This window comes from Bradyrhizobium sp. MOS002 (assembly GCF_003020115.1).
Taxonomy (GTDB): Bacteria; Pseudomonadota; Alphaproteobacteria; order Rhizobiales; family Xanthobacteraceae; genus Bradyrhizobium.
The window spans coordinates 1-24,091 of the sequence record NZ_PYFX01000034.1; the positions used below are offsets into that span (position 1 = coordinate 1).

At 63.5% G+C, this 24,091-nt stretch carries 24 protein-coding genes, 1 tRNA gene and 2 pseudogenes; 18 read left to right on the forward strand and 9 right to left on the reverse strand.

All coding sequences use genetic code 11. From position 1 onward, the window contains the following. Positions 1 to 611: 611 nt before the first annotated feature. The 4 genes from C7G41_RS35410 to C7G41_RS38930 all read right to left on the reverse strand — a co-directional run bounded on the left by C7G41_RS35410 (position 612) and on the right by C7G41_RS38930 (position 2,033). Positions 612 to 944, reverse strand: a complete 333-nt coding sequence (locus C7G41_RS35410) for a hypothetical protein (protein ID WP_106946863.1) — start codon at positions 942 to 944, stop codon at positions 612 to 614. Between the two features lie 62 nt (positions 945 to 1,006). Next, complete coding sequence (locus C7G41_RS35415) at positions 1,007 to 1,270, reverse strand: GlsB/YeaQ/YmgE family stress response membrane protein (protein WP_106946864.1); 264 nt, start codon at positions 1,268 to 1,270, stop codon at positions 1,007 to 1,009. Between the two features lie 25 nt (positions 1,271 to 1,295). Next, positions 1,296 to 1,754, reverse strand: a complete 459-nt coding sequence (locus C7G41_RS35420; protein ID WP_106946865.1) for a YidB family protein — start codon at positions 1,752 to 1,754, stop codon at positions 1,296 to 1,298. A gap of 150 nt (positions 1,755 to 1,904) precedes the next feature. Beyond that, a complete protein-coding gene (locus tag C7G41_RS38930; RefSeq protein ID WP_306768089.1) occupies positions 1,905 to 2,033 on the reverse strand; it encodes a hypothetical protein in 129 nt (42 codons plus the stop codon). 323 nt (positions 2,034 to 2,356) lie between these two features. Here C7G41_RS38930 and C7G41_RS35430 point away from each other — a divergent pair, with 323 nt between their 5' ends. The 12 genes and pseudogenes from C7G41_RS35430 to C7G41_RS35480 all read left to right on the forward strand — a co-directional run bounded on the left by C7G41_RS35430 (position 2,357) and on the right by C7G41_RS35480 (position 11,883). Further along, positions 2,357 to 2,809 carry a DUF2231 domain-containing protein gene (locus C7G41_RS35430; RefSeq protein ID WP_106946866.1) on the forward strand — a complete coding sequence of 151 codons (453 nt, stop codon included), beginning with the start codon at positions 2,357 to 2,359 and terminating at the stop codon, positions 2,807 to 2,809. Then, the gene (locus C7G41_RS35435; protein ID WP_106946867.1) at positions 2,806 to 4,140 is read left to right on the forward strand and encodes a sorbosone dehydrogenase family protein; all 1,335 of its coding nucleotides are present in this window, start codon (positions 2,806 to 2,808) and stop codon (positions 4,138 to 4,140) included. Before C7G41_RS35430 ends, C7G41_RS35435 begins: the two co-directional genes overlap by 4 nt. An 18-nt stretch (positions 4,141 to 4,158) precedes the next feature. After that, positions 4,159 to 4,362, forward strand: a complete 204-nt coding sequence (locus tag C7G41_RS35440) for a hypothetical protein (RefSeq protein WP_106946868.1) — start codon at positions 4,159 to 4,161, stop codon at positions 4,360 to 4,362. Between the two features lie 36 nt (positions 4,363 to 4,398). Further along, a complete protein-coding gene (locus tag C7G41_RS38075; protein WP_199198779.1) occupies positions 4,399 to 4,569 on the forward strand; it encodes a hypothetical protein in 171 nt (56 codons plus the stop codon). Positions 4,570 to 4,659: 90 nt separating this feature from the next. Beyond that, positions 4,660 to 4,870 (forward strand): annotated as a pseudogene (locus C7G41_RS38575) (MFS transporter); the annotation flags it as partial. A 199-nt stretch (positions 4,871 to 5,069) separates the two neighbouring features. After that, a complete protein-coding gene (locus C7G41_RS35450; RefSeq protein WP_106946869.1) occupies positions 5,070 to 6,458 on the forward strand; it encodes an MFS transporter in 1,389 nt (462 codons plus the stop codon). Positions 6,459 to 6,577: 119 nt separating this feature from the next. Continuing rightward, positions 6,578 to 7,425, forward strand: a pseudogene (locus C7G41_RS35455) (3-keto-5-aminohexanoate cleavage protein). Positions 7,426 to 7,539: 114 nt separating this feature from the next. Then, positions 7,540 to 8,745 carry an MFS transporter gene (locus C7G41_RS35460; protein WP_106946870.1) on the forward strand — a complete coding sequence of 402 codons (1,206 nt, stop codon included), beginning with the start codon at positions 7,540 to 7,542 and terminating at the stop codon, positions 8,743 to 8,745. Between the two features lie 166 nt (positions 8,746 to 8,911). After that, positions 8,912 to 10,141, forward strand: a complete 1,230-nt coding sequence (locus C7G41_RS35465; RefSeq protein WP_106946871.1) for a CaiB/BaiF CoA-transferase family protein — start codon at positions 8,912 to 8,914, stop codon at positions 10,139 to 10,141. A 31-nt stretch (positions 10,142 to 10,172) separates the two neighbouring features. After that, positions 10,173 to 11,051, forward strand: a complete 879-nt coding sequence (locus C7G41_RS35470) for a 3-keto-5-aminohexanoate cleavage protein (RefSeq protein WP_106946872.1) — start codon at positions 10,173 to 10,175, stop codon at positions 11,049 to 11,051. A gap of 103 nt (positions 11,052 to 11,154) precedes the next feature. Further along, the gene (locus C7G41_RS35475; protein ID WP_007602925.1) at positions 11,155 to 11,370 is read left to right on the forward strand and encodes a hypothetical protein; all 216 of its coding nucleotides are present in this window, start codon (positions 11,155 to 11,157) and stop codon (positions 11,368 to 11,370) included. Positions 11,371 to 11,490: 120 nt separating this feature from the next. Further along, positions 11,491 to 11,883, forward strand: a complete 393-nt coding sequence (locus C7G41_RS35480; protein ID WP_199198781.1) for a RidA family protein — start codon at positions 11,491 to 11,493, stop codon at positions 11,881 to 11,883. 2 nt (positions 11,884 to 11,885) lie between these two features. On the opposite strand, the gene C7G41_RS35485 is transcribed toward C7G41_RS35480, so the two are convergent. Next, entirely contained in the window at positions 11,886 to 12,548 is a 663-nt protein-coding gene (locus tag C7G41_RS35485; protein ID WP_106946874.1) for a TetR/AcrR family transcriptional regulator, read from the reverse strand. Between the two features lie 235 nt (positions 12,549 to 12,783). Here C7G41_RS35485 and C7G41_RS35490 point away from each other — a divergent pair, with 235 nt between their 5' ends. The 3 genes from C7G41_RS35490 (at position 12,784) to C7G41_RS35505 (ending at position 15,932) form a co-directional block, all read left to right on the forward strand. Beyond that, positions 12,784 to 14,019: an acyl-CoA dehydrogenase family protein gene (locus C7G41_RS35490; protein ID WP_106946875.1), complete on the forward strand. Its 1,236-nt coding sequence runs from the start codon at positions 12,784 to 12,786 to the stop codon at positions 14,017 to 14,019. Between the two features lie 138 nt (positions 14,020 to 14,157). Next, positions 14,158 to 15,216, forward strand: a complete 1,059-nt coding sequence (locus C7G41_RS35500) for a phosphotransferase family protein (RefSeq protein ID WP_106946876.1) — start codon at positions 14,158 to 14,160, stop codon at positions 15,214 to 15,216. A gap of 89 nt (positions 15,217 to 15,305) precedes the next feature. Continuing rightward, positions 15,306 to 15,932, forward strand: a complete 627-nt coding sequence (locus tag C7G41_RS35505) for a LysE family translocator (RefSeq protein ID WP_106946877.1) — start codon at positions 15,306 to 15,308, stop codon at positions 15,930 to 15,932. Between the two features lie 243 nt (positions 15,933 to 16,175). Here C7G41_RS35505 and argE read toward each other — a convergent pair whose 3' ends face one another. Then, positions 16,176 to 17,348 carry an acetylornithine deacetylase gene (gene argE / locus C7G41_RS35510; RefSeq protein WP_106946878.1) on the reverse strand — a complete coding sequence of 391 codons (1,173 nt, stop codon included), beginning with the start codon at positions 17,346 to 17,348 and terminating at the stop codon, positions 16,176 to 16,178. A 1,064-nt stretch (positions 17,349 to 18,412) separates the two neighbouring features. After that, on the reverse strand, positions 18,413 to 19,198 hold the full coding sequence (locus C7G41_RS35525; protein ID WP_106946879.1) for an SDR family NAD(P)-dependent oxidoreductase: 786 nt from the start codon (positions 19,196 to 19,198) through the stop codon (positions 18,413 to 18,415). 134 nt (positions 19,199 to 19,332) lie between these two features. On the opposite strand from C7G41_RS35525, the gene C7G41_RS35530 reads away from it, so the two are divergent. Further along, positions 19,333 to 20,031, forward strand: a complete 699-nt coding sequence (locus C7G41_RS35530) for a histidine phosphatase family protein (protein ID WP_199198780.1) — start codon at positions 19,333 to 19,335, stop codon at positions 20,029 to 20,031. A 116-nt stretch (positions 20,032 to 20,147) separates the two neighbouring features. Then, positions 20,148 to 20,915 carry an SDR family NAD(P)-dependent oxidoreductase gene (locus tag C7G41_RS35535; protein WP_106946881.1) on the forward strand — a complete coding sequence of 256 codons (768 nt, stop codon included), beginning with the start codon at positions 20,148 to 20,150 and terminating at the stop codon, positions 20,913 to 20,915. Between the two features lie 166 nt (positions 20,916 to 21,081). On the opposite strand, the gene C7G41_RS35540 is transcribed toward C7G41_RS35535, so the two are convergent. Continuing rightward, positions 21,082 to 22,353 carry a serine hydrolase gene (locus C7G41_RS35540; protein ID WP_106946882.1) on the reverse strand — a complete coding sequence of 424 codons (1,272 nt, stop codon included), beginning with the start codon at positions 22,351 to 22,353 and terminating at the stop codon, positions 21,082 to 21,084. A gap of 149 nt (positions 22,354 to 22,502) precedes the next feature. On the opposite strand from C7G41_RS35540, the gene C7G41_RS35545 reads away from it, so the two are divergent. Further along, positions 22,503 to 22,578: transfer RNA gene (locus tag C7G41_RS35545), tRNA-Trp, on the forward strand. A gap of 85 nt (positions 22,579 to 22,663) precedes the next feature. On the opposite strand, the gene C7G41_RS35550 is transcribed toward C7G41_RS35545, so the two are convergent. Continuing rightward, positions 22,664 to 23,785: a tyrosine-type recombinase/integrase gene (locus C7G41_RS35550; protein ID WP_106946883.1), complete on the reverse strand. Its 1,122-nt coding sequence runs from the start codon at positions 23,783 to 23,785 to the stop codon at positions 22,664 to 22,666. Between the last annotated feature and the right edge of the window lie 306 nt (positions 23,786 to 24,091).

The window sequence follows — 24,091 nt, forward strand, 5'->3', positions numbered from 1 at the left end:
GAACTCTCGACTGAACTTCCGTCTCTGCATGACCCACCTCTGGCTCGATAAAACACCCAATCTCGGTGTCCATCAAACCGGCAGCAGCTCACTGCGCTCTGAATTCCACTAGGGTTTTCGGCAATTGTGCCTCCTCAAAACCCTGCCCATGTCTAGGCTGCTGGATCGGGAAAAAGTGGTCAAGCCAAAAGGGCGCTTGAAAAGATCGGTGCGTTGATGCAGCGCCGACAGCGAAACCCCGCTGGGGGAAGCGGGGCTTTCTGGTAGGGGTGAAGCTTAGGGACGCTTCGACTGTACGACGCGCGATCGCGGAAAAGGTTCAGCTAAAAGGCGAACCACGCCAATACTGCCATGATCGGGATGATGGCCACGCCGAAAAGCACCAAGGGTGCAGGTTCATTGCCGGTCCTGTCGCTCAATGCTGATCTCCTTAAAAAGTCTCGGGTTAGCAGCGGTGCAAAGGGCTTTTGGGCGGCAGCGGGCCGACCCTCAGCTGCAATTCCGACTTTGTCGGACTCGTTCCTATCAAGTGCTGGGTCACGGCGAGCCTTAGCGCCGGCAAGGCTCTCGGTCGCAAACCGGGAGCCTTTACTTTTCGGGATGTTCAAACGTCACGTTTTCGGACTTGGCTGCGGCGTGGGTGCGGCTTGCGGAGAGGGTGCCGGATTGCTCGGCTGCTGAGACGCTGCGGCCTCGCCGCCCGCATGAGGAACGCACGTACCGATGTTGCTGAGCAGGCGTTTGGCTTGGAGGTCGCGCACCTTTGTGTATTCGCGTCGTCGCTCGATGTTGGCTGCGGCCCATCGGTCCCAGGCCTCGAAAGCGTCCGTATAGTGCTTTCGCATCTGCTCCTCGGCGGCAAGGCAATCGGCGAACTTGTCGAAAACCAGGTCGGTGTTGACCGGGGTCATGCCTCCTACCAGGACAACGAGCATCCATTTCATCGTGCCGATCGCCTTTCGCGCCGGGCGAATTCTCCGCTAACGCGAAGAATTCCGTTCGTTGGTTAGATGGCCCGGCGGCTGCGACCGGCCACAAAACCGTAGATGAGAAGCACGATGATGGCGCCTACCACTGCCCCCACTAGTCCTGCGCCTTCTCCGGGCCGATACCAGCCCGGAGATTGGCCAAGATAGGTCGCAACGAACGCACCCACTATCCCCAGGATCGTAGTCAGGATGAAACCCGAGGGCTCGTTGTCGCCGGGCATGATGAACTTCGCGATGACGCCTGCGATGAAACCGATGATGATCGTCCAGATAATGCTCATATCTTTTCTCGAGTCTTGAGGAGTGTTATCCCGCGGATTGCGCCGGAAGACGTCCGTCCGGCGTGTATTTGTCCACCGCTGCAGGAAGCTCGCGCGACAATCGGTCGAGGATCTCCTGCTGAGACAGGCCGGTCTGCTGCTCCAGTTTTTGAAGAACATCCGGACCGATAGCCTGCTGGAGTTCGGGCGGGGTGACTTCGCGGTTTGGCCCCTGATTGATCCAGGATTGAGCCGTATCGCCTTGCCCGTTCTGCCTGAAGTGCTCGAGCAACTCGCCGATCCCGCCGTTCAGCAGCGAACCGACGCCGCCGCCTCCCACAAGGCTGCCAAGATTGCCGAGCATGCCGCTCAGGGAATCCTTGGCACCCGACGGCTGACCGGAGGTAGCACTGCGAAACATGTCGGCGAGCTTGTCCCGATTTTGATAACCGGCGATTGCGAGCATACCCAAGAGTGCGGTCATCGATAGCATTCCGCGGCTCATTTCCGGCTCCTGAGTTCGATGATGGGCGATCGTGCGCAAGAAATGGCGGCCCCGCTTGTGCTGGCCGCCGCATCACTCATCGCCCACAACATGCGCGGGGCTGGGAAGTTCCACGTTTCCCCAGAGCCACGTTTCCCAGAACGATGGGTGTCAGCGTGTCCTGGTGAAGAGCCGCTGCCGTCCCAGCACCACGGCCTCGTCGGAAATCAGCGCGTGAAACTCGCCTTGGACGATCAGGGACAATCCCATCGAAAGACCGGCGGAGAGGCCGGACAGCACGATGGCCCACCATCGCCGCTCCAGCTCCTGCTCGCCCTCGGCGGCCGGTTTTGGGATTCGATTTGCTTGGTCTGGCGCCGCGAGACGCCCGTCGAGCTTCGAGGTTGGATAAGGAGACGCCGTCGCCAGGCTGGTCCACTCTGCAGTCTCCTCAAGGGCAGGTTCATCTCACGGAGGTCCGGAGCGGGCAGTCGTTTCTCGTGAGTGCTTGGATGCCGCAGCGCTGTTGAGGCACAGCGGCGCCGAGGTCAACGATCAGGAACCTTCGCCGGAAGCAGGTGTTTTCCACCGGGGTGGGGCGGCGACCTGACAAGAGGCCAATCGTGCAACAAGACGTGCGTGTGCGCGCGACCGCACAAATCGCGGGCCACCCGATTCATCCGATGCTGGTGCCGATCCCGATCGCGTGCTTCATCGGGGCGCTGCTGACCGACATTGCCTATGTCGTCAGTGCCGAGATCATGTGGGCGGATTTTTCCGCCTGGCTTCTGGTCGTCGGCGTCATCTTCGGCGTGCTGGCCGCCATCGCCGGCCTGACCGATTTTCTCGGCAACCGCCTGGTGCGGGCGCAACCCCCGGCGTGGCCGCATCTGATCGGCAATGCGCTGGCGCTGGTCCTCGCCGTCGTCAACGTCCTGATTCACACCCGTGATGCCTGGACCTCGGTGTGGCCGACCGGGCTCGTTCTTTCAGCCATCACCGTATTGATCCTGCCGGTCACCGGCTGGCTCGGCTGGGCCATGGTGTATCGCCACGGCGTGGGAGTTGCGCGATGAACTCCGCGATCGCTCGGGCACTGTTGTGTGCTTCGCTGCTGTGTCTGGCCGGCTGCAACGACGGCAGCGGCGATCCGAAGGCGCAAACCGGCGCCAACCCGACGCTTCCCGACATCCAGCAATACCTGCTGCCGCCGATGCACATCGCGCGCATCGTCGGCTGGAAGAAGGACGAGGCGCCGGCCGTTGCGCAGGGATTGCAGGCCAAGGCCTTCGCGACCGGCTTGCAGCATCCGCGCTCGATCTATGTGCTTCCCAATGGCGACGTGCTGGTGGTGGAATCCAAGGCGCCGAAGGGCGCTCCGATCAAGCGGCCCAAGGAAATCGTGATGGGATATGTCGAGTCCTGGGCGACATCCGGCGGCGACACCGGCGAGAGCAACCGCATCACGCTGCTGCGCGACAGCAACGGCGACGGCGTGCCGGACACGCAAACCGTCTTCCTCGATCATCTCAATTCGCCGTTCGGTGTCGCGCTGGTTGGCAACGATCTCTATGTAGCCAACACCGATGCGATCGTCAGATATCCGTACACGGAGGGTGATACCAAGATCACCGCCCCGGGCACGGTGCTGACGCCGCTGCCGGGCGGACCGATCGACCATCACTGGACCAAGAGCCTGGTCGCGAGCCCCGACGGCTCGAAGCTGTATGCCGGCGTCGGCTCCAACAGCAACATCACCGAGAACGGCATGGAGGCCGAGCACAATCGCGCCGCCATCCTCGAGATCGACCGTGCCAGTGGCCGCTGGCGCATCTTCGCGAGCGGCTTGCGCAATCCCAACGGCCTCAGCTTCGAACCGCAGACCGGGGCGCTGTGGACGGTGGTGAACGAGCGCGACGAACTCGGCCCCGATCTCGTGCCGGACTACATGACATCGGTGAAGGACGGCGGCTTCTATGGCTGGCCCTACAGCTATTACGGCCAGCACGTCGATCCCCGCGTCAAGCCGCAGCGCCCCGACCTCGTCGCCAAGGCGATCGTACCCGATTACGCGCTGAGCTCGCATGTCGCGCCCCTCGGCATGGCCTTCAACACGAGCGCGAGTCTGCCGGCCGCCTATCGCGGCGGCGCGTTCGTCGGCGAGCACGGCAGTTGGAACAGGCAGGTCTTGAACGGCTACAAGGTGGTGTTCGTGCCGTTCACGGATGGCAAGCCGAGTGGTCCGCCTCAGGACGTCGTCACCGGCTTCCTCAACAGCGACAACCAGGCGCGCGGGCGGCCCGTCGGCGTCGCCATCGACAAGACCGGCGCGCTCTTGGTCGCCGATGACAGCGGCAACACGGTGTGGCGCGTGACGGCGGCGCACCCGCAGCTCACGCAGCGATAGATCTCGAGGAGTTACACCATGGGCCTTGCTCAATACACGATCGTGCCGGTGCAGGACGAATGGGGCGTGCTGCACGACGGCGACGTCAAGAACAGATACTCCACCAAGGAAGCGGCGTTCGAATCGGCGGTTGCCGCAGCATCGCTGGCGCTTCGCGAGGGACACGAAGTCCATGTCAGCGTGCCCGGCCGCGAAGCCGGCGAGAGCGCGCTGGGAATTTGACGCGACACTTCGAGCAAAACACTTCAGGAGGCTGCGATGACCAAGTCCCGTGAGCCGAACGGTGTTGAGCCCTCCCGCTCCGAAGACGACATTCAGCGCGATCAGCTCGGGCCGCGCGGCGTGCCGAATGCGCCGGATCCAGCCAAGATGACACCTCAACGCGACAAGAAAACGCCGAAGCACGTCGATCCCGGCCATACAGCCTGACGGCTGCACCGCGGCTTTTCTGTTCGGCCGGTACGTCGCTGCCCCGGCCGTCGCCAACTGCGCCGCCGCAACGATATCCGTCTTGGCAAAGTGGTCGCCGACGTCCTGCTGGTGCTCGCGGTCTCCAACTTGTTTGATGGGATGCAATAGGTCTTCCCGCCATCGTCGGACGCGATCTCGCGGCCGATCTCGGCATGAGCTCGCCGGCGGTGTTCGCCGGGACCTCCGTTCTCTATGTCTTGATGAGCCGTGCGCGCCCAGGCTCGCCAAGTCGTTTGCGCGGCACGCGGGCTCTCGCCGCAAAATAACATCATGTTAGGTTTATCGCATAACTGGGTAATTGTGTTAGCCCGGCGAAAGCCTATCGTCGCCACCAAGCAGACACCCATCGGCAATGACAAGCGCTCGCGAAACTCCGCAGAGCGCTCGGAGAGTGCTGCCCAATTTTGAGCGAAGCCCGTCAACGGGACGTCAGCAAAACCCAAGGGAGGAATCTTGAGATGACCGCGATCCGACACATGAGTCAGTCCAGGAAGGCCGCTGCGAGCGGCTGGATCGGGTCGGCTCTCGAATATTATGACTTCTTCATCTACGCGACCGCGGCGTCGCTGATCTTCCCGCAGATCTTCTTCCCGTCGGAGAATCCCGCCATCGCGATCGTTGCGTCGCTGGCGACTTATGGCGTCGGCTATGTGGCTCGTCCCATCGGCGCCTTCGTCCTCGGACATTGGGGCGACACCCATGGACGAAAGACGGTTCTCATCGTCTGCATGTTCCTGATGGGCTTCTCGACAATGGCGGTGGGTATCTTGCCGACCTACCAGCAGGTCGGCATCCTCGCGCCAATTCTCCTCGTCATTCTGCGCCTCGTGCAGGGATTTGCCGTGGCCGGTGAAATCTCGGGCGCGAGCTCGATGATTCTGGAGCACGCGCCGTTCGGCCGGCGCGGCTTCTATGCGAGCTTTACGCTTCAGGGCGTGCAGGCCGGACAAATTCTTGCGGCCGCGGTGTTCCTGCCGTTGGCGGCCTACATGCCGACCGAGGCCTTCAACAGCTGGGGCTGGCGGATTCCCTTCCTGCTCAGCTTCTTCGTCATCGTCGCGGGCTACATCATCCGTCGCGAAGTCGACGAGACCCCTGCCTTTGCCCGCGAGGGCGAGCGGGGAGAAACGCCGCGGGCGCCCATCGTCCAGGCCATCAAGCTGAGCTGGCGCGACATGCTCAGGGTCATCTGCATGGCGCTGATGAACGTCATCCCTGTGGTTGCGACCATCTTCGGTGCGGCCTATGCGGTGCAGCCGGCCTATGGCATCGGCTTCGCCAAGGATGTCTATCTGTGGATCCCGGTGCTCGGAAACATGCTGGCCGTGTTCGTCATTCCGTTCGTCGGCAATCTCTCAGACAAGGTCGGCCGCAAGCCTCCGATCGTCGTCGGCGCGCTGCTCTCGGGCGTGCTGGCTTTCGGTTATCTCTATGCCATCAGCATCAGGAACGTGCCGCTGGCGATCCTGATGTCGCTCTTGATGTGGGGCGTGGTCTATCAGGGCTACAACGCGATCTTCCCGAGTTTCTACCCCGAACTGTTTCCGACCCGAACCCGCGTGTCTGCGATGGCGATCTCGCAGAACATCGGCACGACCATCACCGCATTGCTTCCGGCTTTGTTTGCGATCGTGGCGCCTCCCGGCTCGGCCAACATTCCCCTGACGGTGGGGGCGATCGCCTTCGGCATCACCGTCATCGCGGCGCTGGCGTCGGTCACGGCGCGAGAGACCTATCGGGTCAGCATCGACGACCTCGGCAATCCCAAGGCCGTTCCGATGCCGCAGGCCGATTATGAGCGGCAGCGTGCGGAGGCCGCGGGCGGCGCGGCCGCAATTCCGACCTGACTGGACGCAAGGAAGCCATGCCGCTGCGATCGAGGACGGTTGCAGCGGCAGGGTGTGAGGCATTACCTGACTGCCTGCTCGAATTCCGCGCGCGAGCGCGATCATCATGAGGTTGCAGAATGAACCCCGTCGTCGTCGCTGTCGCTATCACCGGCTCCGTTCCCCGCAAGAAGGACAATCCCGCGGTCCCAATTCTGCCGTTCGAACAGATCGAATCGACGCACCAGGCCTTCGAAGCCGGTGCCACTCTCGCCCATATCCATGTTCGCAACGATGACGAGACGCCGTCCTCCGATCCCGAGCGTTTCGCCGTGGTGCAGGAGGGGATCAAAAAGCACTGTCCTGACATGATCGTTCAATTCTCGACCGGCGGGCGGGGCCGCGATCCTCGGCGCGCGGATCGTCGCTCTACCTGAAGCCGGACATGGCCTCGCTGTCCACGGGATCGGTGAACTTTCCGACCATCATCTACGAGAATAGCGCCGCGCTGGTCGAGACGCTCGCCACCGGCATGAAGACGAATGGCATCCGGCCGGAAATCGAGATCTTCGATCTGTCGCATCTGCATGGCGCCCGCCGCCTGATCGAGGCGGGGCTGATCGACCAGCGTCCGCACGTGCGGTTCGTCATGGGCGTCAAGAACGCCATGCCCGCGGACGAGCATGTCCTCGACATCCTGTTGGGAGAGCTCAGGCGGCTGATCCCGAAGGCGACGTGGACTGCAGCCGGGATCGGACGCCACCAGGCCGAGGTCATGGGCTGGGCGCTCGCGCTGGGCGCCGACGCGGTCCGCACCGGGCTCGAGGACAATATCAGGATCGACAAGGCGCACCTCGCCGCCAGCAACGCCGAGCTCGTGGTCATCGCCGGTGAGGCTGTCGCGCGCCACGGCCGGCGCGTCGCGACTGCGGCCGAGGCGCGATCTCTGCTCGGGCTCGCGGGGCAGGGAGCTCCTGCCGCCTCCTGACATGCTCCAGGGCGCCTGCTGCCATTCGACGGCCGGCGTTTCCGTGCGCTGAGTCTGCGGGTAAGACAGGTGTCACAGGCGTGATCGGCGCCTGCCGGGCAGGCGACGATTGGAATGCGGTTCTTGAAATCTGACGGCAGGCTCATTGGGGTCCTGCTGGTGCTGGCGATTACCCAACTCATCGGATGGGGGACGATCGGCCTTCCGGCCGTCATTGGCCGCGACCTTGCGGCCGATCTCGGCTTGAGCCTGCCGGCGGTGTTCGCGGGCAGCTCGGTGCTCTACGTCACCATGGGACTGTGCGCGCCCTGGCTCGCCAGGGCGTTTGCGCGGCATGGCGCCCGCAAGGTGATGATGGTGGGCACGGTCGTTGCCGTGCCCGGCTACATCGTTCTATTCTTCGCGCGCGAGCCGATCCTCTATTTCGCGGCCTGGGTCATCCTCGGCATGGGCGGCAGCGCCACGCTGTCGACCGGCGCCTATATCATGCTGAATGAGGTCGCCGGGCGGCAGGCCAAGAACGCCATCGGCGCGCTGATGCTGGTGACGGGCCTGTCGAGCAGCATCTTCTGGCCGACGACGTCGTTCCTCAGCGGCCATCTCAGCTGGCGCGGCACGTGCCTCGTCTATGCTGCCATGCTGATCTTGGTCTCGCTCCCGCTCTATGCGTTCGGTGCGCCGCGCCGGAAGATTGTCAAGGGCGCCGGTGCAGAGGCTGCAAAACCTTCCGCCGCGCCCGCGATTCCGAAGAGCACCTTCAGCCTCGTCGTCATCGCGATCACGACGAATGCCTTCGTCAATTTCGGCATCGGCGCCATCATGATCGAGTTGCTCCGGGCAGAGGGGCTTCCCCCGGCGCAGGCGCTTGCGTTCGGCTCGATGCTGGGCGTGATCCAGGTCAGCGCCCGCGGGCTCGATTTTCTCGGCGGAGCGCGGTGGGATGGAATCACGACCGGGCTCGTCGCCGGCACGGCGCTGCCGGTCGCCATGCTGTTGCTGATGACGAGCGAGGGCGCGACCTGGGCGGTTGCAGCCTTCATCCTGCTCTATGGCGCCGGCAGCGGCGCGATGGCGGTGGCGCGGGCGACGATCCCGCTCGTGTTCTACGATCAGGCCGAGTTCGCCAAGGCGATGTCGATGATTGCGCTGCCGCTCAATCTCGCCTCCGCGGTCTCGCCCCCGCTCCTTGTCGGCCTGCTCACCCAGTTCGGCAGCCGCGGCGCGCTCGGTCTCACCTTCATCTGCTCCTGCGCCACGGTGCTGATCCTGGTCCTGCTCGGCCGCCGGCGGCCGCAGGTCGCTGCAGCGGCCGTGACCTGAGAATATTCGCGCTGCGGAAATTACCGCGCGGGCCTGCGCCGGGCGAGCGGGGGGATGGCCGTATGTCTCCAGTGCAGTGCTCAGAGCGCTAAAATGGTGTATCCGCAGGGAGCGCGTCCCGCGATGTCGGCGCCGCGCCAAGATCCAGTTCCCGGAGGAATTCGACATGTCGGCCCTGCCGCTCTCAGGCATCAAGATCCTTGACCTCACCCGTGTGCTTGCCGGGCCCTTGTCGGCCCAGATGCTGGGCGATTTGGGCGCGGAGGTGATCAAGATCGAGCGGCCGGGCACCGGTGACGACGCGCGCGCCTTTGGCCCGCCGTATCTGACTGACCCCGAGGGCAAGGCCAACAACAACAACTCGTTTTACCTCTGCGCCAACCGCAACAAGAAGTCGGTCACGGTCAACATCGCCAAGCCCGAAGGGCAGGCGATCATCCGCGAGCTCGCCAAGGACGTCGACGTCTTCATGGAGAACTACAAGGTCGGCGATCTCAAGCGCTACGGCCTCGACTACGACACCATCAAGGCGATCAATCCCGGCATCATCTATTGCTCGGTGACCGGCTTCGGCCAGACCGGGCCTTACGCGCCGCGCGCCGGCTATGACGCCATCCTGCAGGCGATGGGCGGCCTCATGAGCGTCACCGGCCATATCGACGGCGAGCCCGGCGAGGGCCCGATGAAGGTCGGCCCGTCGATCGTCGACTACATGACCGGCATGAACACCTCGATCGGAATCCTCTCGGCGCTCTACCATCGCGACGCCAATGATGGCGTCGGACAGCATATCGACGTCTGCCTGTTCGACACCGTCATCGCGTCGTTGTCGCACTGGCTGCAGATCTACCTCGTCAACGGCAAGACGCCGCCGCGCCGCGGCACCTGGGGCAATGGCGGCATGCCGGCCGGCGTGTTCCGCTGCACCGACGGCGAATTGATGCTGGTGGTCGGCAATGATGGCCAGTTCCAGCGCACCTGCGCCGTGCTCGGCGCGCCCGAGCTCGCGAGCGACAAGCGCTTCGTCAAGAACAACGACCGCGTCGTGCACGGCAAGGAGATCATGGCGATCTTCGCCGGCCTGTTCCTGAAGCAGCCGGTGGCCTATTGGCTAAACAAGCTGGAGGAGGCCGGCGTGCCCTCCGGCCCGATCAACAATTTCGAGCAGGTGTTTTCGGATCCCCACGTCCAGTCGCGCGGCATGCGGGTGAAGGTCGACCATCCCTTCCAGCCCGACCTCTCGCTGATCCGCAACGCGCTGACGCTCTCGGAAACCCCGATCAAGGATTACCGTGCCCCGCCGCTGCTCGGTGAGCACACCCAGGAGGTGCTCGGCGGCAAGCTCGGCTATGATGCCGGCAAGATCGAGACGCTGAAGCAGCAGGGTATTATCTAGCCGGCTCGCAGACGAGCAAGGGACAGCACGCATGACCCCCACCAAAACCATCATCACCTGCGCCATCACAGGCAACCTGACAAAACCCGAGCAGTCGCCGTATCTGCGGATCACGCCCGAGCAGATCGCGACATCGGCGCTGGAAGCGGCCGAAGCCGGCGCCGCCATCGCCCATATCCATGTCCGCGATCCCGCCACGGGGCGGCCCTCGATGTCGATCGATCTCTACCGCGAGGTGGTGGATCGCATCCGCGCTCGCAACAAAAGTCTCGTCATCAACCTAACCACCGGCCCCGGCGGCCGGTTTGTTCCTTCCATCGAGGATCCCCGCGTCGCCGGTCCTGGCACGACGCTGCTCCAGCCCGAAAAGCGCGTCGAACATGTCGAGCTGCTCAAGCCCGACATCTGCACGCTCGATCTCAACACCATGAATTCCGGCGGCGAGGTCGTGATCAACACGCCCCGCAATGTCCGCATCATGGCTGAGCGGATGAAAGCGGCCGGCGTGCTGCCGGAGATCGAGCTATTCGATTCCGGCGACTGCCATCTCGCCCGCGATCTCCTTGCCGATGGCACGCTGAAGGGACCGGGCCTGTTCTCACTCGTGCTCGGCGTCAAATACGGCTTCTCCGCCACGCCCGAGACGATGTTCTATGCCCGCGGCCTGTTGCCGCCGGGCGCGATCTGGTCCGGTTTCGGGATCGGTCGCGCTGAATTCCCGATGGTGGCGCAAGCGTGGCTGCTCGGCGGCCACGTCCGCGTCGGCATGGAGGACAATCTCTATATGTCCAAGGGCGTGCTGGCGAAGACCAATGCCGAGCTGGTCGCGCATGCCGCAGGCATCCTCAAGAACCTGGGCGCGAGCGTGGCGACCGCCGCCGAGGCACGTGCGATGCTCGGGCTTGCCTGAGGCTTGCGGGCCATCCCCAGATAATCCCGGTCCGTACTCACACAGGCTTCCGCTCCGCGCGCGACTCAGATTCGATCCTTCCACTCAGTCCGGGAGGGAACGCATGTCCTACACGATCGGGTTTCAAGCCAAGAACCAGAAGGCAATTCTGGCGACCGAGGCGGCAACGGCCAACCAGGCCGTCGCGATCGTTGCCGCGTTGCGGCAAAGTGCCGACGAAATAAAGTTCATCCGCTCGCCGCAGGAAGGCGACATGGGGATCGAGATGCTGCTGCTGCTCGCCAAGGAAGAGGCCGAGGAGATGCCGCAGCACGCCTAGGCGGCTCGGCGGGCAAACTTCGATCAGAAGCGAAGCATGACGGCTGCTAGATGATGTAGCAAGCCATCATCTCGCTTGAACCGAAGGTGGCCGCCCATGAATCTCGAAGTGAAACGCGAAATGAAGCGCGAAGCGCTCCGCGTCGAACCGATCTCGACATTCCTCGATCGCCGGAAAGCCCCGGTCTCGCCGGTCACGCGCGCCGGCAACATGATCTTCGTCTCCGGCCTGCCGCCGTTCGACCCCGACACGGGCGAGATCGCGGAGGTGCCGATCGAACGGCAGAGCGAGCTCGTCATGGCGCAGATGAAGCTGTGCCTTCAGGCGGCCGGCGCCTCGCTCGACAACGTCATGAAGTGCAACGTCTACTGCACCTCGACAAAACACTTCGCCGCATTCAACGTCGTCTATGCGCGCTATTTCCCGCACGATCCGCCGGCGCGGATCCTCGTCTGCACGCCGGAATGGTTCGGCCCCTTCGACGTCGAGATCGACTGCATCGCGATGATGTGAGGTTAGCGCGCCGCCACCTTTGACGGCGCCTTCGTCTCCGCCTTGCCCGCCGTCAGCGCCATCGTCGCCACGCTGACGACGCGGGCGACCACGTCCTCGACGTCGTCGAGATCGCATTTGCCTTCCGACAGTTTCGTCAGCCGCTCGCTCTCGCGGATGGTGTGGTGTGCCATGGCGAGCGCGAAATTCAGGCCCCAATAGATATCGACGTCGCTGCGGTCGGGCAGGGCGCGGCGCATCGCGCCGGCGAATTTCCGCAAATGGTCGATCTCGCGGTTCTTGATGCGGCGGATCGGCGGCACGGATTCGATCGAGGCGCGGATCATGAAGCGCGCCGCTGTCGAGCGCTGGTTCTCGGGGCCGAGGCAGCCGCGCAGCGTCGGGCCGACCAGGGCATGCAGGATCATTTCGATCGGCGCGCGGCCGCCGCCTTGCTCCTCCGCAGCCTTCAACTCGCGCAAACGCTCGCGGTTGGTCGCGATCGAGCGTGTCACGAACAGCTCCGCGATCAACTCGTCCTTCGAGCCGAAATGATAGTTCACCGCCGCGAGGTTGACATTGGCCTCCGCGACGATGTCGCGCAGCGTCACGTCGCCGAACCCGCGATCGGCATAGAGCCGTTCGGCGGCGGCGAGAATGGCAGTCCGGGTATGATCGCTGGCCATGGGAGCCCCTCGGGGAGGGAGTTGCAATTCAAACAGTTGTATGAAACTATCGTTTGAAGGCCGGGAAAGTCAATCCGCAATCGGGAGTCGTTCGCAAACGCGCGAATGGGTTCCGGGACCTCCGCAAGTCGCGCATTCGCACTTGCGGGTCGCACAATGCGGGTGGACAGTCCGGCGCAAAACAAGTTCGCCAAACAAATTCGCCAAAACGAGTTGGCAAGACGAGGAGCGTCCCATGGATTTCGATCTGTCGCCGAAGCAGAAGGAATGGCTCGACCGCGTGCGGTCCTTCATGGCCAAGCACGTGCGTCCGGCAGTGCCGGTCTATGATGAGCAGGATCGCGCCGGCGAACGCTGGAAGGTGATCCCGGTTCTCGAAGACCTCAAGAAGAAGGCGAAGGCCGAAGGCCTCTGGAATATGTTCATGCCGCCGAACGAGCATGAGGACGATGAATTCCGCGGCGCGGGACTGACCAATCTCGAATACGCGCTACTGTCGGAGCAGATGGGCCACATCTCCTGGGCTTCGGAAGTCTTCAATTGTTCCGCGCCCGACACCGGCAACATGGAAGTGTTCATGCGCTACGGCTCCAAGGAGCAGAAGCGCAAATGGCTGCGTCCGCTGATGGACGGCGAGATCCGCTCCGCCTTCCTGATGACGGAGCCGGCGGTAGCCTCGTCTGACGCCACCAACATCGAGACCAGCATCGTGCGCGACGGCGACCACTACGTCATCAACGGCCGCAAATGGTGGTCGTCCGGCGTCGGCGATCCCCGCTGCAAGATCGCGATCCTGATGGGCAAGACCGATTTCAAGGCGGCCAAGCACCAGCAGCAGTCGCAGATCCTGGTTCCGCTCGACACCCCCGGCATCAAGGTCGAGAAGATGCTGCCCGTGTTCGGCTTCGACGACGCGCCGCATGGCCACGCCCAGGTGCTGCTCGAGAACGTGCGGGTGCCGAAGGAGAATATCCTGCTCGGCGAAGGCCGCGGCTTCGAGATCGCGCAGGGCCGTCTCGGTCCCGGCCGTATCCATCACTGCATGCGCACCATCGGCAAGGCCGAGGAGGCGCTGGAGAAAATGGTGAAGCGGCTGACCTCGCGCACCGCCTTCGGCAAGCGGATCGTCGAGCATTCGGTGTGGGAGCAGCGCATTGGCGAGGCCCGCACCAATATCGAGATGACGCGGCTGTTGTGCCTCAAGGCGGCCGACATGATGGACAAGGTCGGCAACAAGACCGCGCAGGCCGAGATCGCCATGATCAAGGTCGCAGCCCCCAACATGGCGCTGAAGATCATCGACGAGGCGATCCAGGCGTTTGGCGGCGCAGGCGTGTCGGACGAAGCCGGCCTTGCCAAGGACTACGCCCACATCCGCACGCTCCGTCTCGCCGACGGCCCGGACGAGGTGCACAATCGCGCCATTGCCAGGCTCGAGGTTCGGAAGTATGCAAACTCTGCCAGTCATTGAAATAGGGGAGCTGATGGCGCTCCCTTCACCGTCATTCCGGGGCAATGCGTAGCATCGAACCCGGAATCTCGAGATTCCGGGTCTGGTCCTTCGGACCATCCCGGAATGACGGACAAAGAAAAATGAGGGAGCGTCACATTGGCTGACGGCGTCAGGAAAGACGAAGAATTCTCGGGCACCAAGCCGGTCGAGGAGCGTCACCGCATCGACGAGATGCGGCTCGAAGCCTGGCTGCGCGACAACGTCGAAGGCTATGAGGGGCCGCTGGTCGTGCTCCAGTTCAAGGGCGGCCAGTCCAACCCGACCTATCGGCTCGACACGCCGAGCCGCTCCTATGTGATGCGTCGCAAACCGTTCGGCAAATTGCTGCCGTCGGCGCACGCGGTTGACCGTGAATATCGGGTGATCGCGGCGCTGGGAAAGCAGGGCTTTCCGGTCGCGAAGGCCTATGCGCTGTGCCAGGACGACAGCATCATCGGTTCGGCCTTCTACATCATGTCGATGGAAGACGGCCGGGTGTTCTGGGATCCGACGCTGCCGAGCCAGACGCCGGAAGATCGTCGAAAGATCTTCACCAGCAAGATCGAGACGCTGGCCAAGCTCCATATGTTCGATCCCGTCGCAATCGGTCTTGGCGACTTCGGCAAGCCCGGCAATTATTTCGCGCGCCAGATCGACCGCTGGACCAAGCAGTACCGCGCGTCCGAGACCCAGACCATTCCGGAGTTCGAGAAGGTCGCCGAATGGCTGCCGAAGACCGTGCCGGAGCAGGCGCGCGTCTCCATCGTCCACGGCGACTATCGCCTCGACAACATGATTTTCCACGCGACGGAACCGCGTGTGCAGGCCGTGCTCGATTGGGAATTGTCGACGCTCGGCGATCCCATGGCCGACTTCACCTATCTGCTGATGCAGTGGGTGATGCCCGGCCTGGACGGCGCTGACCTCAAGGCGCTCAACATCCCGAGCGTGGAAGAAGCCGCGCAGATCTATTGCAACGTCACCAAGATGACGGTGCCCGATCTCAACTGGTATTTTGCTTACAACCTGTTCCGCCTCGCCGGCATCACGCAAGGAATCGCCGGCCGTGTCCGCGACGGCACCGCGGCGAATGCCAAGGCGCTGGAGTCCGCCAAGCGCACCGTGCCGCTGTCGAAGGCATCGTGGGAATACGCGCAGAAGGCGGGCGCGGTTTAAGGAATCCGAAGGCGCGGCTGACGGCCGCGCCTCTGCTTGCATTCCTCTCGTGCCTGGACACGGGACAGAATGACGAGAGAGATGCCCGCATGATCGACCACACCACGCTCATCACCTACATCCTCATCGTCCTCGGCTTCGTCTTCATTCCCGGACCGGCGACGCTCCTCACCATGGCGCGCGCCGCGAGCTCGGGAACCAGGGTCGGCATCGCGACGGGCGCGGGAATTGCGGCTGGTGACGTGGTCCACACCACCATGGCGATCGTCGGCCTCTCTGCGATCATCGCAACGTCGGCGCTCCTGTTCAGCGTCGTCAAATATGCGGGCGCAGCCTTCCTGATCTATCTCGGCATTCGCGCCATGCTCGACAAGACGCCGCTCGAGGTGAATGGCGGCGCGCCCGCGATCAGCGCGGCGCGGGCATTCCGGCAGGCCGTGCTGACCGAAGTGCTCAATCCGAAGACCGCGCTGTTCTTCCTTGCGTTCCTGCCGCAGTTCGTCCGTCCGGAACACGGCTCGACGACGCTGCAGCTCGCGCTGTTCGGCGCTGTCTTCGTATTGCTCGGCCTCGTCAGCACGGTGGTGTTCGCCGTCGGCGCCGGCCGTCTCGGCAATTTGCTACGCCGCCACCCAGCCGTCGTGAAATGGCAGGGCAAGGTGGTCGGGACCATCTACTGCGCCGTCGGCGTGCGGCTGGCATTGCAGGAGCGATGAGCGATGTCCGCCGCTCTCGTCTCCCGGAGGCGGCGCAGCGCGTAGCGCTGCTCCGCAGTTCGTAGCCCGGATGAGCGCAGCGATATCCGGGACGGCGGTCCCGCATGTCGCTACGCTCATGCGGGCTACGGGTGTCTCCAGACGCTCGTCATTGCGAGCGAGGCGAAGCAATCCAGAATCTTCGCACGGTGGCAGTCTGGATTGCTTCGTCGCAAGAGCTCCTCGCAATGACGAGGATGCACCTTACCCCGCCACACAATGCGCGATTAGCTTCTCCACGAAGCCCGCGCATTTCTCCAGCTCCGCCATTTCCATAAATTCGTCCGGCGTGTGCGCCTGCGCGATCGAGCCGGGACCGATCACGACGGACGGGATATCAGCCATGCTGGCAAACAGGCTCGCCTCGGTGCCGAACGCGACCTTGGCGTGATCGTTGCGCCCCGCGAGGCTCTTGGCCAGCGTGACGATGGTCGCATCGGCCGCGGTGTCGAGGGCGGGGTAGTCGAGGATTTCCTCGAAATCGATTCCGCACTCCGGATGCCTGGCCTTCATCGCCGGCTCGATCTCCGCCTTGGCCCAGGCGACGATCGCATCCGTGACCTCCCGCGACTCGGTGATGCCGATGCCGCGGCATTCGAAATCCACCGTGCAAGTGTCGGGCACGATGTTCAGCGCGGCGCCGCCATGCACGATGCTGGTGAGTAGCGTCGAATGCGGAACGTCGTAGAGGCTGTCGGTCGCTCGCACGGCTGCGAGCGCCACCGCACGACGGCGAATCTCGACGATCAGCTCCGCGGCGTATTCGATGGCGTTGACGCCGTCGGGTGCAATCGAGGAGTGGCGGGCGAGCCCCTTGAACGTCGCGCGCACGCCATGCTTGCCCTTGTGGCCGATGATGACCTTCATCTCGGTCGGCTCGCCGATGAAGGCGCCGAGCGGCTTGATCCGTTTCTTTGCGACCCCGCGCAGCATCGGCCGCACGCCGACGCAGCCGATCTCCTCGTCATAGGAGATAGCCAGATGAATCGGCGTTGCGAGCTTCGCCTCCAGCATCTCCGGCACCATGGCGAGACACATCGCGACGAATCCCTTCATGTCGGTGGTGCCGCGGCCATAGAGCTTGCCGTCGCGTTCGACGAGTTTGAACGGATCGTGGCTCCAGTCCTGGCCGACGACAGGCACGACGTCGGTATGGCCGGACAGCACCAGGCCGGGGCGGTCCTCGGGTCCAATGGTGACCCATAGCGAGGCCTTCTGCCCGGTCTCGTCGGTGATGCGCTCGCCCTTGACGCCGAGCGTGGCGAGATAGCTCTCGATGTGCGCGATCAGGGGCAAGTTGGAGCGATCGCTGATCGTGTCGAAGCCGACGAGGTCGGCGAGCAGCTTACGAATACGGTCGGGTCTTGAGCTCTGCATTTTCACGTTCTTGTCAGGGGGATGGAAGCTGAAGTGCCTGCACGAACCATACCAACGTCCCCTCTGGTAGAGCAAATCAACATGTCAGTCCCGTAGCCCGGGTGAGCGAAGCGATACCCGGGACGGCTCGTGGTAGGAATCCCGGATGTCGCTTCGCTCATCCGGGCTACGAGACCTTGTGTTGCCTGTCGGGCAAAACACCCAAATTGTCGGTCAACGCACACCACGAAAAATATTCCACTTTACCGAAATTCGGAAACGACGTATGTCTCGACGCAACCCGGCCCAAGGAAGAGGGGCGTATCGCGATCGTCACGAACGCGGGCCGGGCGGCGGTGGACGTTAGTCACATCGGCGCGAAGGCTTCGCAGGGCGGGCAACCGTGAGCGAAAGTGTCGCGCACACGACCGGTGTGATCGGCGTACGGCAAAATCGTGTGGTCCTGACGCCCGGGGTCTGTGCGTCAAGCGTTGCGGTGATGTGGTTGCCTAACCGGGCACACGCATCAGCCATCCGCAAGGCGACGGGGGCAATAGTGCATCGCTCCCCGGGGAGAGCACGACATAAGCCGTAAAGCCACAGCGCAGGGAAGGCCGGATGTTTTGGCTTCACCTGTATGCCGCTGTGCAATTTTGTTCACGACAACTGCGCACAGTGGACCGCGGGTGCCAGCCGGCACCCGGTCTTCCCTGCGCCCTCTTTCATTGAGGGTGAGGCGACCAAGCAAAGCTCGGGCGGAATGAGCCGCGAGAGGGCGAAGGTGTGTCCGCAAATGGGATTGCGGATTGAAGCGCGACGCAGCACACACAGACTCCGTCATTGCGAGCGTAGCGAAGCAATCGAGACTGTCGCCGCGGAAAGACTCTGGATTGCTTCGCTGCGCTCGCAATGACGGTGCTGAATCAGCCTGGCTCAATATCTCTCCGCCGTCGTCCCGGCGAAGGCCGGGACCCATAACCACAGGGAGCAGTTTTGCGAAGACCAGTTGTTCGGGATCGGCACCGTGCGCAAGCCGATAGACCTCGCGGTATGGGTCCCGGCCTTCGCCGGGACGACACTGAGTGCTAAACCGGCTTCCCCGTATACGGCATCGAGGCCGTCAGGCCGCCGTCAACCGGGAACGCCTGGCCGTTGACATACGACGCCTCGTCGCTGGCCAAAAACAATCCCATCGCGGCGAGCTCGTGCGGCTGGCCCGGGCGCTTGAGCGGATTGAGCTGGCCGATCTTGTCGGCGGTGCCGCGCTCCTTGGCGCGGTCGAAGATCGGCTTGGTCATGCCGGTCTCGATCAGGCCCGGGCAGACCGCGTTGATGCGCACGCCGGTGCCGGTGAGCGAATAGGCCGTGGTCTGCACCAGGGAGATGACGCCGGCCTTGCTCGCGGCATAGGGATGACCGCTGGCGCCGGCCTTGAGGCCCGCGACGGACGCGGTCAGCACGATCGCTCCGGACTGCTGCTTCACCATGTGCGGCATCGCATGCTTGATCGCGAGAAACGGCCCGATCAGATTGATGCGCAAAACCTCTTGCCATTGCTCGACGGTCTGCTCGCCGAGCGGAACGAGTCCGCCGGAGACGCCGGCATTGGCCCAGATCACGTCGAGCCGGCCGTGCGTCTTCACCGCCTTGTCGATCACGGCCATGACGTCCTTTTCGGAGCCTGCATCCGCCATCATGGCTTCCGCGATACCGCCGGCCTTCTTCACCTCGTCGACCGTCTCCTTCACCGCCTCGGTGCGATCGACCGCGATCAGCCTGGCGCCTTCTTTGGTGAACAGCAGCGCAGCCGCGCGGCCGATGCCGCTGCCGGCACCGGTGATGATGACGGATTTGCCTTGCAGACGGCCCATGCGGTTTCTCCCTTTGGTTCGCACGCGACGCTTGCCGCGCGACGGAATTTCAAACAAGATTTCAAACGGTAAAGTGTCTTGAGACACGTTCGCTACTGACGTACAGCGACATCAAACGGGATGGAAGGGTTTCGATGGCTGGTGCAGACAAGCCCAAAGTGGTCACGACACGGTGGTGGTGGGTCCGTCACGCGCCCGTGCGCAATGACGGCGGCAACATCTACGGTCAGTCCGATCTCGCCTGCGACACCAGCGACACCTACGTCTTCAATGCTGTTGCCAAGGTGCTGCCACGCAAGGCGGTCTGGTATTCGAGCAATCTGATGCGCACGCATCAGACCGCCGCCGCGATCTGGGCGGCGGGCTTCCCGAGGCCTGCATCGATGAAATGGGAGGCGGACCTCGCCGAACAAAACCTCGGCCGCTGGCAGGGCATGAACCGCGCCGAGTTCATCGCCAGCCGACCCGTCGGCTCGAGCTGGTTTGCCGACATCAACGAGCCTGCGCCGGGCGGCGAAAGCTTCATGGACCTCTATAACCGCACCCGCCGCACCATCGAGCGGATCAACAATGAGGCCGCCGGGCAGGACGTGATCGCGGTCGCACATGGCGGCACCATCAAGGCGGCGCTGGGGCTGGCGCTCGACGGTCAGCCGGAGCGGGGGCTCGCGTTCGATATCGACAATTGCTCGGTGACGCGGCTCGACTATTTCACAAGTCCCGAGCGCAATGTCTGGCGGCTGCCGATGGTGAACCAGCAGCCGTGGATCGCGGACGACGCGCATGCGGCGATGCATCAACCCGCGGGACCGGAAGTCAAGAAGCTCGCCTGAGTGAGCTGTCATTCCGGGACGGTCCGCAGGACCGGACCCGGAATCTCGAGATTCCGGGTTCGGCTTCGCCGCTCCGGAATGACAATGAAACACAAAGATCAATCTGGGAGAGAAACATGACCTTGTTCGACATGAAGGGGAAAGTCGCCGTCATCACGGGCTCGACGCGCGGCATCGGGCTTGCGATCGCCGAGCGCATGGCCGAGCACGGCGCCAAGGTGGTGATCTCCTCACGCAAGGCCGACGTTTGCGACCTGGTCGCGAAGGGCATCAACGACAAGTTCGGCAAGGGCACCGCGGTCGCGATCGCCGCCAACATCTCGTCGAAGGAAAATCTGCAAAACCTCATCGACGAGAGCAACCGAGCCTTCGGCAAGATCGACGTGCTGGTCTGCAACGCCGCGTCGAACCCGTATTACGGTCCGCTCGCCGGCATCTCCGACGATCAGTTCCGCAAAATTCTCGACAACAACATCGTCGCCAACAATTGGCTGATCTCGATGGTGGTGCCGCAGATGATCGAGCGCAAGGACGGCTCGATCATCATCGTCTCCTCGATCGGCGGCCTGAAAGGCTCGACCATCCTCGGCGCCTACGCGATCTCGAAAGCCGCCGACATGCAGCTCGCGCGCAACCTGGCCTGCGAATACGGCCCGCACAACATCCGCGTGAACTGCATCGCGCCCGGCCTGATCAAGACCGATTTCGCGAAAGCGCTGTGGGACAATCCGGAGAACCTGAAAGCCTCGACCGCGCGTTCGCCGCTGCTGCGCATCGGCATCCCCGATGAAATCGCGGGCGCCGCGGTGTTCCTGGGCTCGAAGGCCGGCGACTTCATGACCGGCCAGACCATGGTGATCGACGGCGGCGCGACGATCAGCTGAGGCCCCAATAGGTGTCATCGCCCGCGAAGGCGGGCGATCCAGTACTCCGCGGCCTTCGTTGGAGAGCTCGCTCTCACCACATCCGCCGCGGCGTACTGGATGCCCCGGTCAAGCCGGGGCATGACAGCGAAAAAGTGGATGCAGCGCTGCGCATAGCGGCGCCGTCTCAATCCACCGCCGCGTACACCAGATCCCGCACCAGCGTTCGCGTAAAATCGCGCTGCCCCGGGCCCTGGGTCATGAACACGACGAACAGATCCTCCTTCGGATCGATCCAGAAGAACGTCCCGGCGATGCCGCTCCAGAAAAACTGGCCGACGCTGCCGGGGAAGGGGGCGATGCCGGCCTCGCGGCGCACCGCGAAGCCGAGGCCGAAACCATGGCCGGGCGACAGCAGCGTGCCGTTGGTCACGACGTGAGGTCCGAGATGATCGGACGCCATCAGCTCCAGCGTCTTGCGGCCGATGATCCTGTTGCCGTCGAGCGTGCCGCCATTACGCAGCATCAGCGCGAAGCGGGCATAGTCCATGGTGGTGGAGACGAGGCCGCCGCCGCCTGACTCCATGATTGGCTGCTCGAGCATGTCGAACAGCGCGACCTTGTCGCCGGTCCAGGGATCGGCCGCGAACGGCTCGGCGAGCCTGTTGGCATTGGCCTCAGAGGTCGAGAAGGCGGTCTCGGTCATCTGAAGCGGCGCGAGGATGCGCTCAGCGAGGTACGTGCCGAGCGACTTGCCGCTGACGATTTCGATGATGCGCCCGAGGATGTCGGTGGAGCGGCTGTAGTTGAACTCGTCGCCGGGATGGCAGACCAGCGGGAAGCTCGCCACCAGGGCGGCGTGCTCGGCATTGGTGATCTTGCGGCTGCGCACCCGCGAGTCCTGGTAGATCTTGTGTACGGGGCCGTCGCCCTGGTGCTCGTAGGTCAGGCCAGAGGTGTGGCGGAGCAGGTCCTGCACCGTCATCGGGCGTTTCGGCGGAACCAGTTCCAGTTTGCCGCCGCTGACCACGCCGACCTTTTGGTCGGCGAACTCCGGGATGAATTTCGCGACGGGATCGGCAAGGAGCAGGCGACCATCCTCGACCAGCGCCATGATGCCGACCGACACGATCGGCTTGGTCATCGAGAAGATGCGGAAGATCGAATCATGCGCCATCGGCGCCGAGTCCGTCGGGCTCTGTTTCCCGAGCGCCTCGAACCAGCCGACCTGACCGTGCCGTGCCACCAGCACGGTGACGCCCGGAACGGTTCCCTTGTCGATCTCGCGCTTGAAGGCATCCGACATCGCCACGAGGCGAGGACGCGACAGCCCCAGCGTCTCGGGGCGGGATTCCGGCAGAGGCGGGGTTTTCGGTGCGGTCGAGGGGCGGTGGGCGGCTGGTGCGGACGCTTGGGCAGTCGCAGAGGCGTGGGCAGTCGCGGACGCTTGGGCAGTCATGGGCACTCCCGGTGCTTGTTATTATTCGGAGCGGACTGTGGCCCAGAAGGCGCGGCACAAACAAGCGAAGCCAGCGCGCTTCACCCTTGCAATCCGGCCGCCCCCTGTGCTTCAAAGCGGCCTGATCCGCGCGGCAACGCAGGGTCCGTAGGAGTGTAGCTCAATTGGTAGAGCACCGGTCTCCAAAACCGGGGGTCGCAGGTTCGAGCCCTGCCACTCCTGCCAGAATTTCAATAACTTAGCGTCCTCTCATCTGCTTTCAATTGGCTATTGCCACCGGATTGCCACCGGTGGGGCCTGAAATTCGTTCTCAGTCTGTGCGCGTCATCGCGGCTTCAATGGCCAAGGCTGCCTTCTCGTCGGTCTGCGGCATCAGGTGCCCATAAATGGCCAGCGTGATCGTTGGGGAGGCGTGGCCCAGCCGACGGCTTATTGTCAGCAGGTCAACGTTGGCCGCGATCAGATGGCTGGCATGGGTATGCCGCAGGCTGTGGAACGTGGCCTCTACCTTCGCGGACGCAGCGATTTTGCGCCAGGATTGGGAAATGCCGTCGGGCCGGCGCGGGCCGCCGTCCAGATCTGAGAACACCAGGGACTCGGGCGGCGACTTGCCGGCACCGAGTGCCAGCCTGAGCTCCTGGAGGGCCTTCCAGTGGGCTCTGAGATCCGAGACCGCAGAGGCGGGCAGGGTGATCGTTCGCCGCCCGTGGCGCGTCTTTGGCTCTTTGAACCGCAATCCCTTGGCAGTTTGTTCAAGAGAGCGGGCCACTGTGATTCGCGATTGATCGAGGTCGACGTCTTGCCATCGCAGGGCGAGGATCTCACCCCGCCGCATGCCGGTCGCGAGGGCCAGCGAGGCGATCCGGTGGATGGTCCGGCCCTGAGCCTTCGAAAGAACAGCCCTGATCTCGGTGGCCGTCAGGATCTCGACTTCCTCCTGCTCAACCCTGGGCGGCGACACCTTGGCGGAAGGGTTGGTCGAGAGCAGATCCCAATTGACGGCATGCGATAGTGCTTGGTGCAGGACGCGGTGGACGTGCCCAATGGTTCGCGCAGCCAGAGCAGCGCTAAGCTTCCCGTACAGTTCCGTCAGGTGCACGGCCCGTAGCTTCTGGATGCGTGTCGCACCGATGTGAGGCCGTACATGTAGCCGCAGGAGATCACCGTACCGCTCGGCCGTCTTCGGGGAGACGTTGGCTTGCACCCAGTCTCGCTCCCAGCGCTCTAGAAATTCAGAAAGCGTCATCCGCGTAGGGTCAACTTGCTCGCCGGCCGCGGCCGCGGCGACCAGCTTAGCGAGCTCGATCGCCGCCTCGCGCTTGGTGCCTTTGAAGGTTGCGTAGCGCGTCTTTCGCTTGCCGCTCGCATCGGTGCCCACATCGTATTTCAACTCCCACGAACGCTCGCCGCGCCTTCGAATATGGCCTGTCATCCTGAAACGACCTCCGCTTGCAGAGCTGCTGAAATGTGTCGAATTGCTGAGCTGTCGAGTTTGGCCGTCACCTCGATGGACGAATGTGCACGCACGGAGTGGCGCATAAACTTGGTCAGATCGACGTTGCCTGAGATTTTGTGCTTCCAATAAATTGTAGCTTCGCTAGCGCGTCGATCTATTCTGACCGTGTGTACTCGTCGAGCGAGTTCTGGTGTCAATCGGCGTTCGACTGGGACCCCCTGGCGGCATCCAAAAGGGACCCCTTTGATCGGCGTGCTCTGCTGGTAGCGCTCGGGTCGTCGG

Coding starts and splice junctions, on each gene's coding strand:
- C7G41_RS35480 (WP_199198781.1), top strand. CDS start 11,491: ATGAAGCGCGAAGCGCTCCGCGTCGAACCGATCTCGACATTCCTCGAT.
- argE (WP_106946878.1), bottom strand. CDS start 17,348: ATGCAGAGCTCAAGACCCGACCGTATTCGTAAGCTGCTCGCCGACCTC.
- C7G41_RS35410 (WP_106946863.1), bottom strand. CDS start 944: ATGAAATGGATGCTCGTTGTCCTGGTAGGAGGCATGACCCCGGTCAAC.
- C7G41_RS35540 (WP_106946882.1), bottom strand. CDS start 22,353: ATGACTGCCCAAGCGTCCGCGACTGCCCACGCCTCTGCGACTGCCCAA.
- C7G41_RS35440 (WP_106946868.1), top strand. CDS start 4,159: ATGGGCCTTGCTCAATACACGATCGTGCCGGTGCAGGACGAATGGGGC.
- C7G41_RS35460 (WP_106946870.1), top strand. CDS start 7,540: ATGCGGTTCTTGAAATCTGACGGCAGGCTCATTGGGGTCCTGCTGGTG.
- C7G41_RS35485 (WP_106946874.1), bottom strand. CDS start 12,548: ATGGCCAGCGATCATACCCGGACTGCCATTCTCGCCGCCGCCGAACGG.
- C7G41_RS35535 (WP_106946881.1), top strand. CDS start 20,148: ATGACCTTGTTCGACATGAAGGGGAAAGTCGCCGTCATCACGGGCTCG.
- C7G41_RS35420 (WP_106946865.1), bottom strand. CDS start 1,754: ATGAGCCGCGGAATGCTATCGATGACCGCACTCTTGGGTATGCTCGCA.
- C7G41_RS35475 (WP_007602925.1), top strand. CDS start 11,155: ATGTCCTACACGATCGGGTTTCAAGCCAAGAACCAGAAGGCAATTCTG.
- C7G41_RS35530 (WP_199198780.1), top strand. CDS start 19,333: ATGGCTGGTGCAGACAAGCCCAAAGTGGTCACGACACGGTGGTGGTGG.
- C7G41_RS35470 (WP_106946872.1), top strand. CDS start 10,173: ATGACCCCCACCAAAACCATCATCACCTGCGCCATCACAGGCAACCTG.
- C7G41_RS35465 (WP_106946871.1), top strand. CDS start 8,912: ATGTCGGCCCTGCCGCTCTCAGGCATCAAGATCCTTGACCTCACCCGT.
- C7G41_RS35525 (WP_106946879.1), bottom strand. CDS start 19,198: ATGGGCCGTCTGCAAGGCAAATCCGTCATCATCACCGGTGCCGGCAGC.
- C7G41_RS35550 (WP_106946883.1), bottom strand. CDS start 23,785: ATGACAGGCCATATTCGAAGGCGCGGCGAGCGTTCGTGGGAGTTGAAA.
- C7G41_RS35435 (WP_106946867.1), top strand. CDS start 2,806: ATGAACTCCGCGATCGCTCGGGCACTGTTGTGTGCTTCGCTGCTGTGT.
- C7G41_RS35490 (WP_106946875.1), top strand. CDS start 12,784: ATGGATTTCGATCTGTCGCCGAAGCAGAAGGAATGGCTCGACCGCGTG.
- C7G41_RS35505 (WP_106946877.1), top strand. CDS start 15,306: ATGATCGACCACACCACGCTCATCACCTACATCCTCATCGTCCTCGGC.
- C7G41_RS35415 (WP_106946864.1), bottom strand. CDS start 1,270: ATGAGCATTATCTGGACGATCATCATCGGTTTCATCGCAGGCGTCATC.
- C7G41_RS35450 (WP_106946869.1), top strand. CDS start 5,070: ATGACCGCGATCCGACACATGAGTCAGTCCAGGAAGGCCGCTGCGAGC.
- C7G41_RS38075 (WP_199198779.1), top strand. CDS start 4,399: ATGACCAAGTCCCGTGAGCCGAACGGTGTTGAGCCCTCCCGCTCCGAA.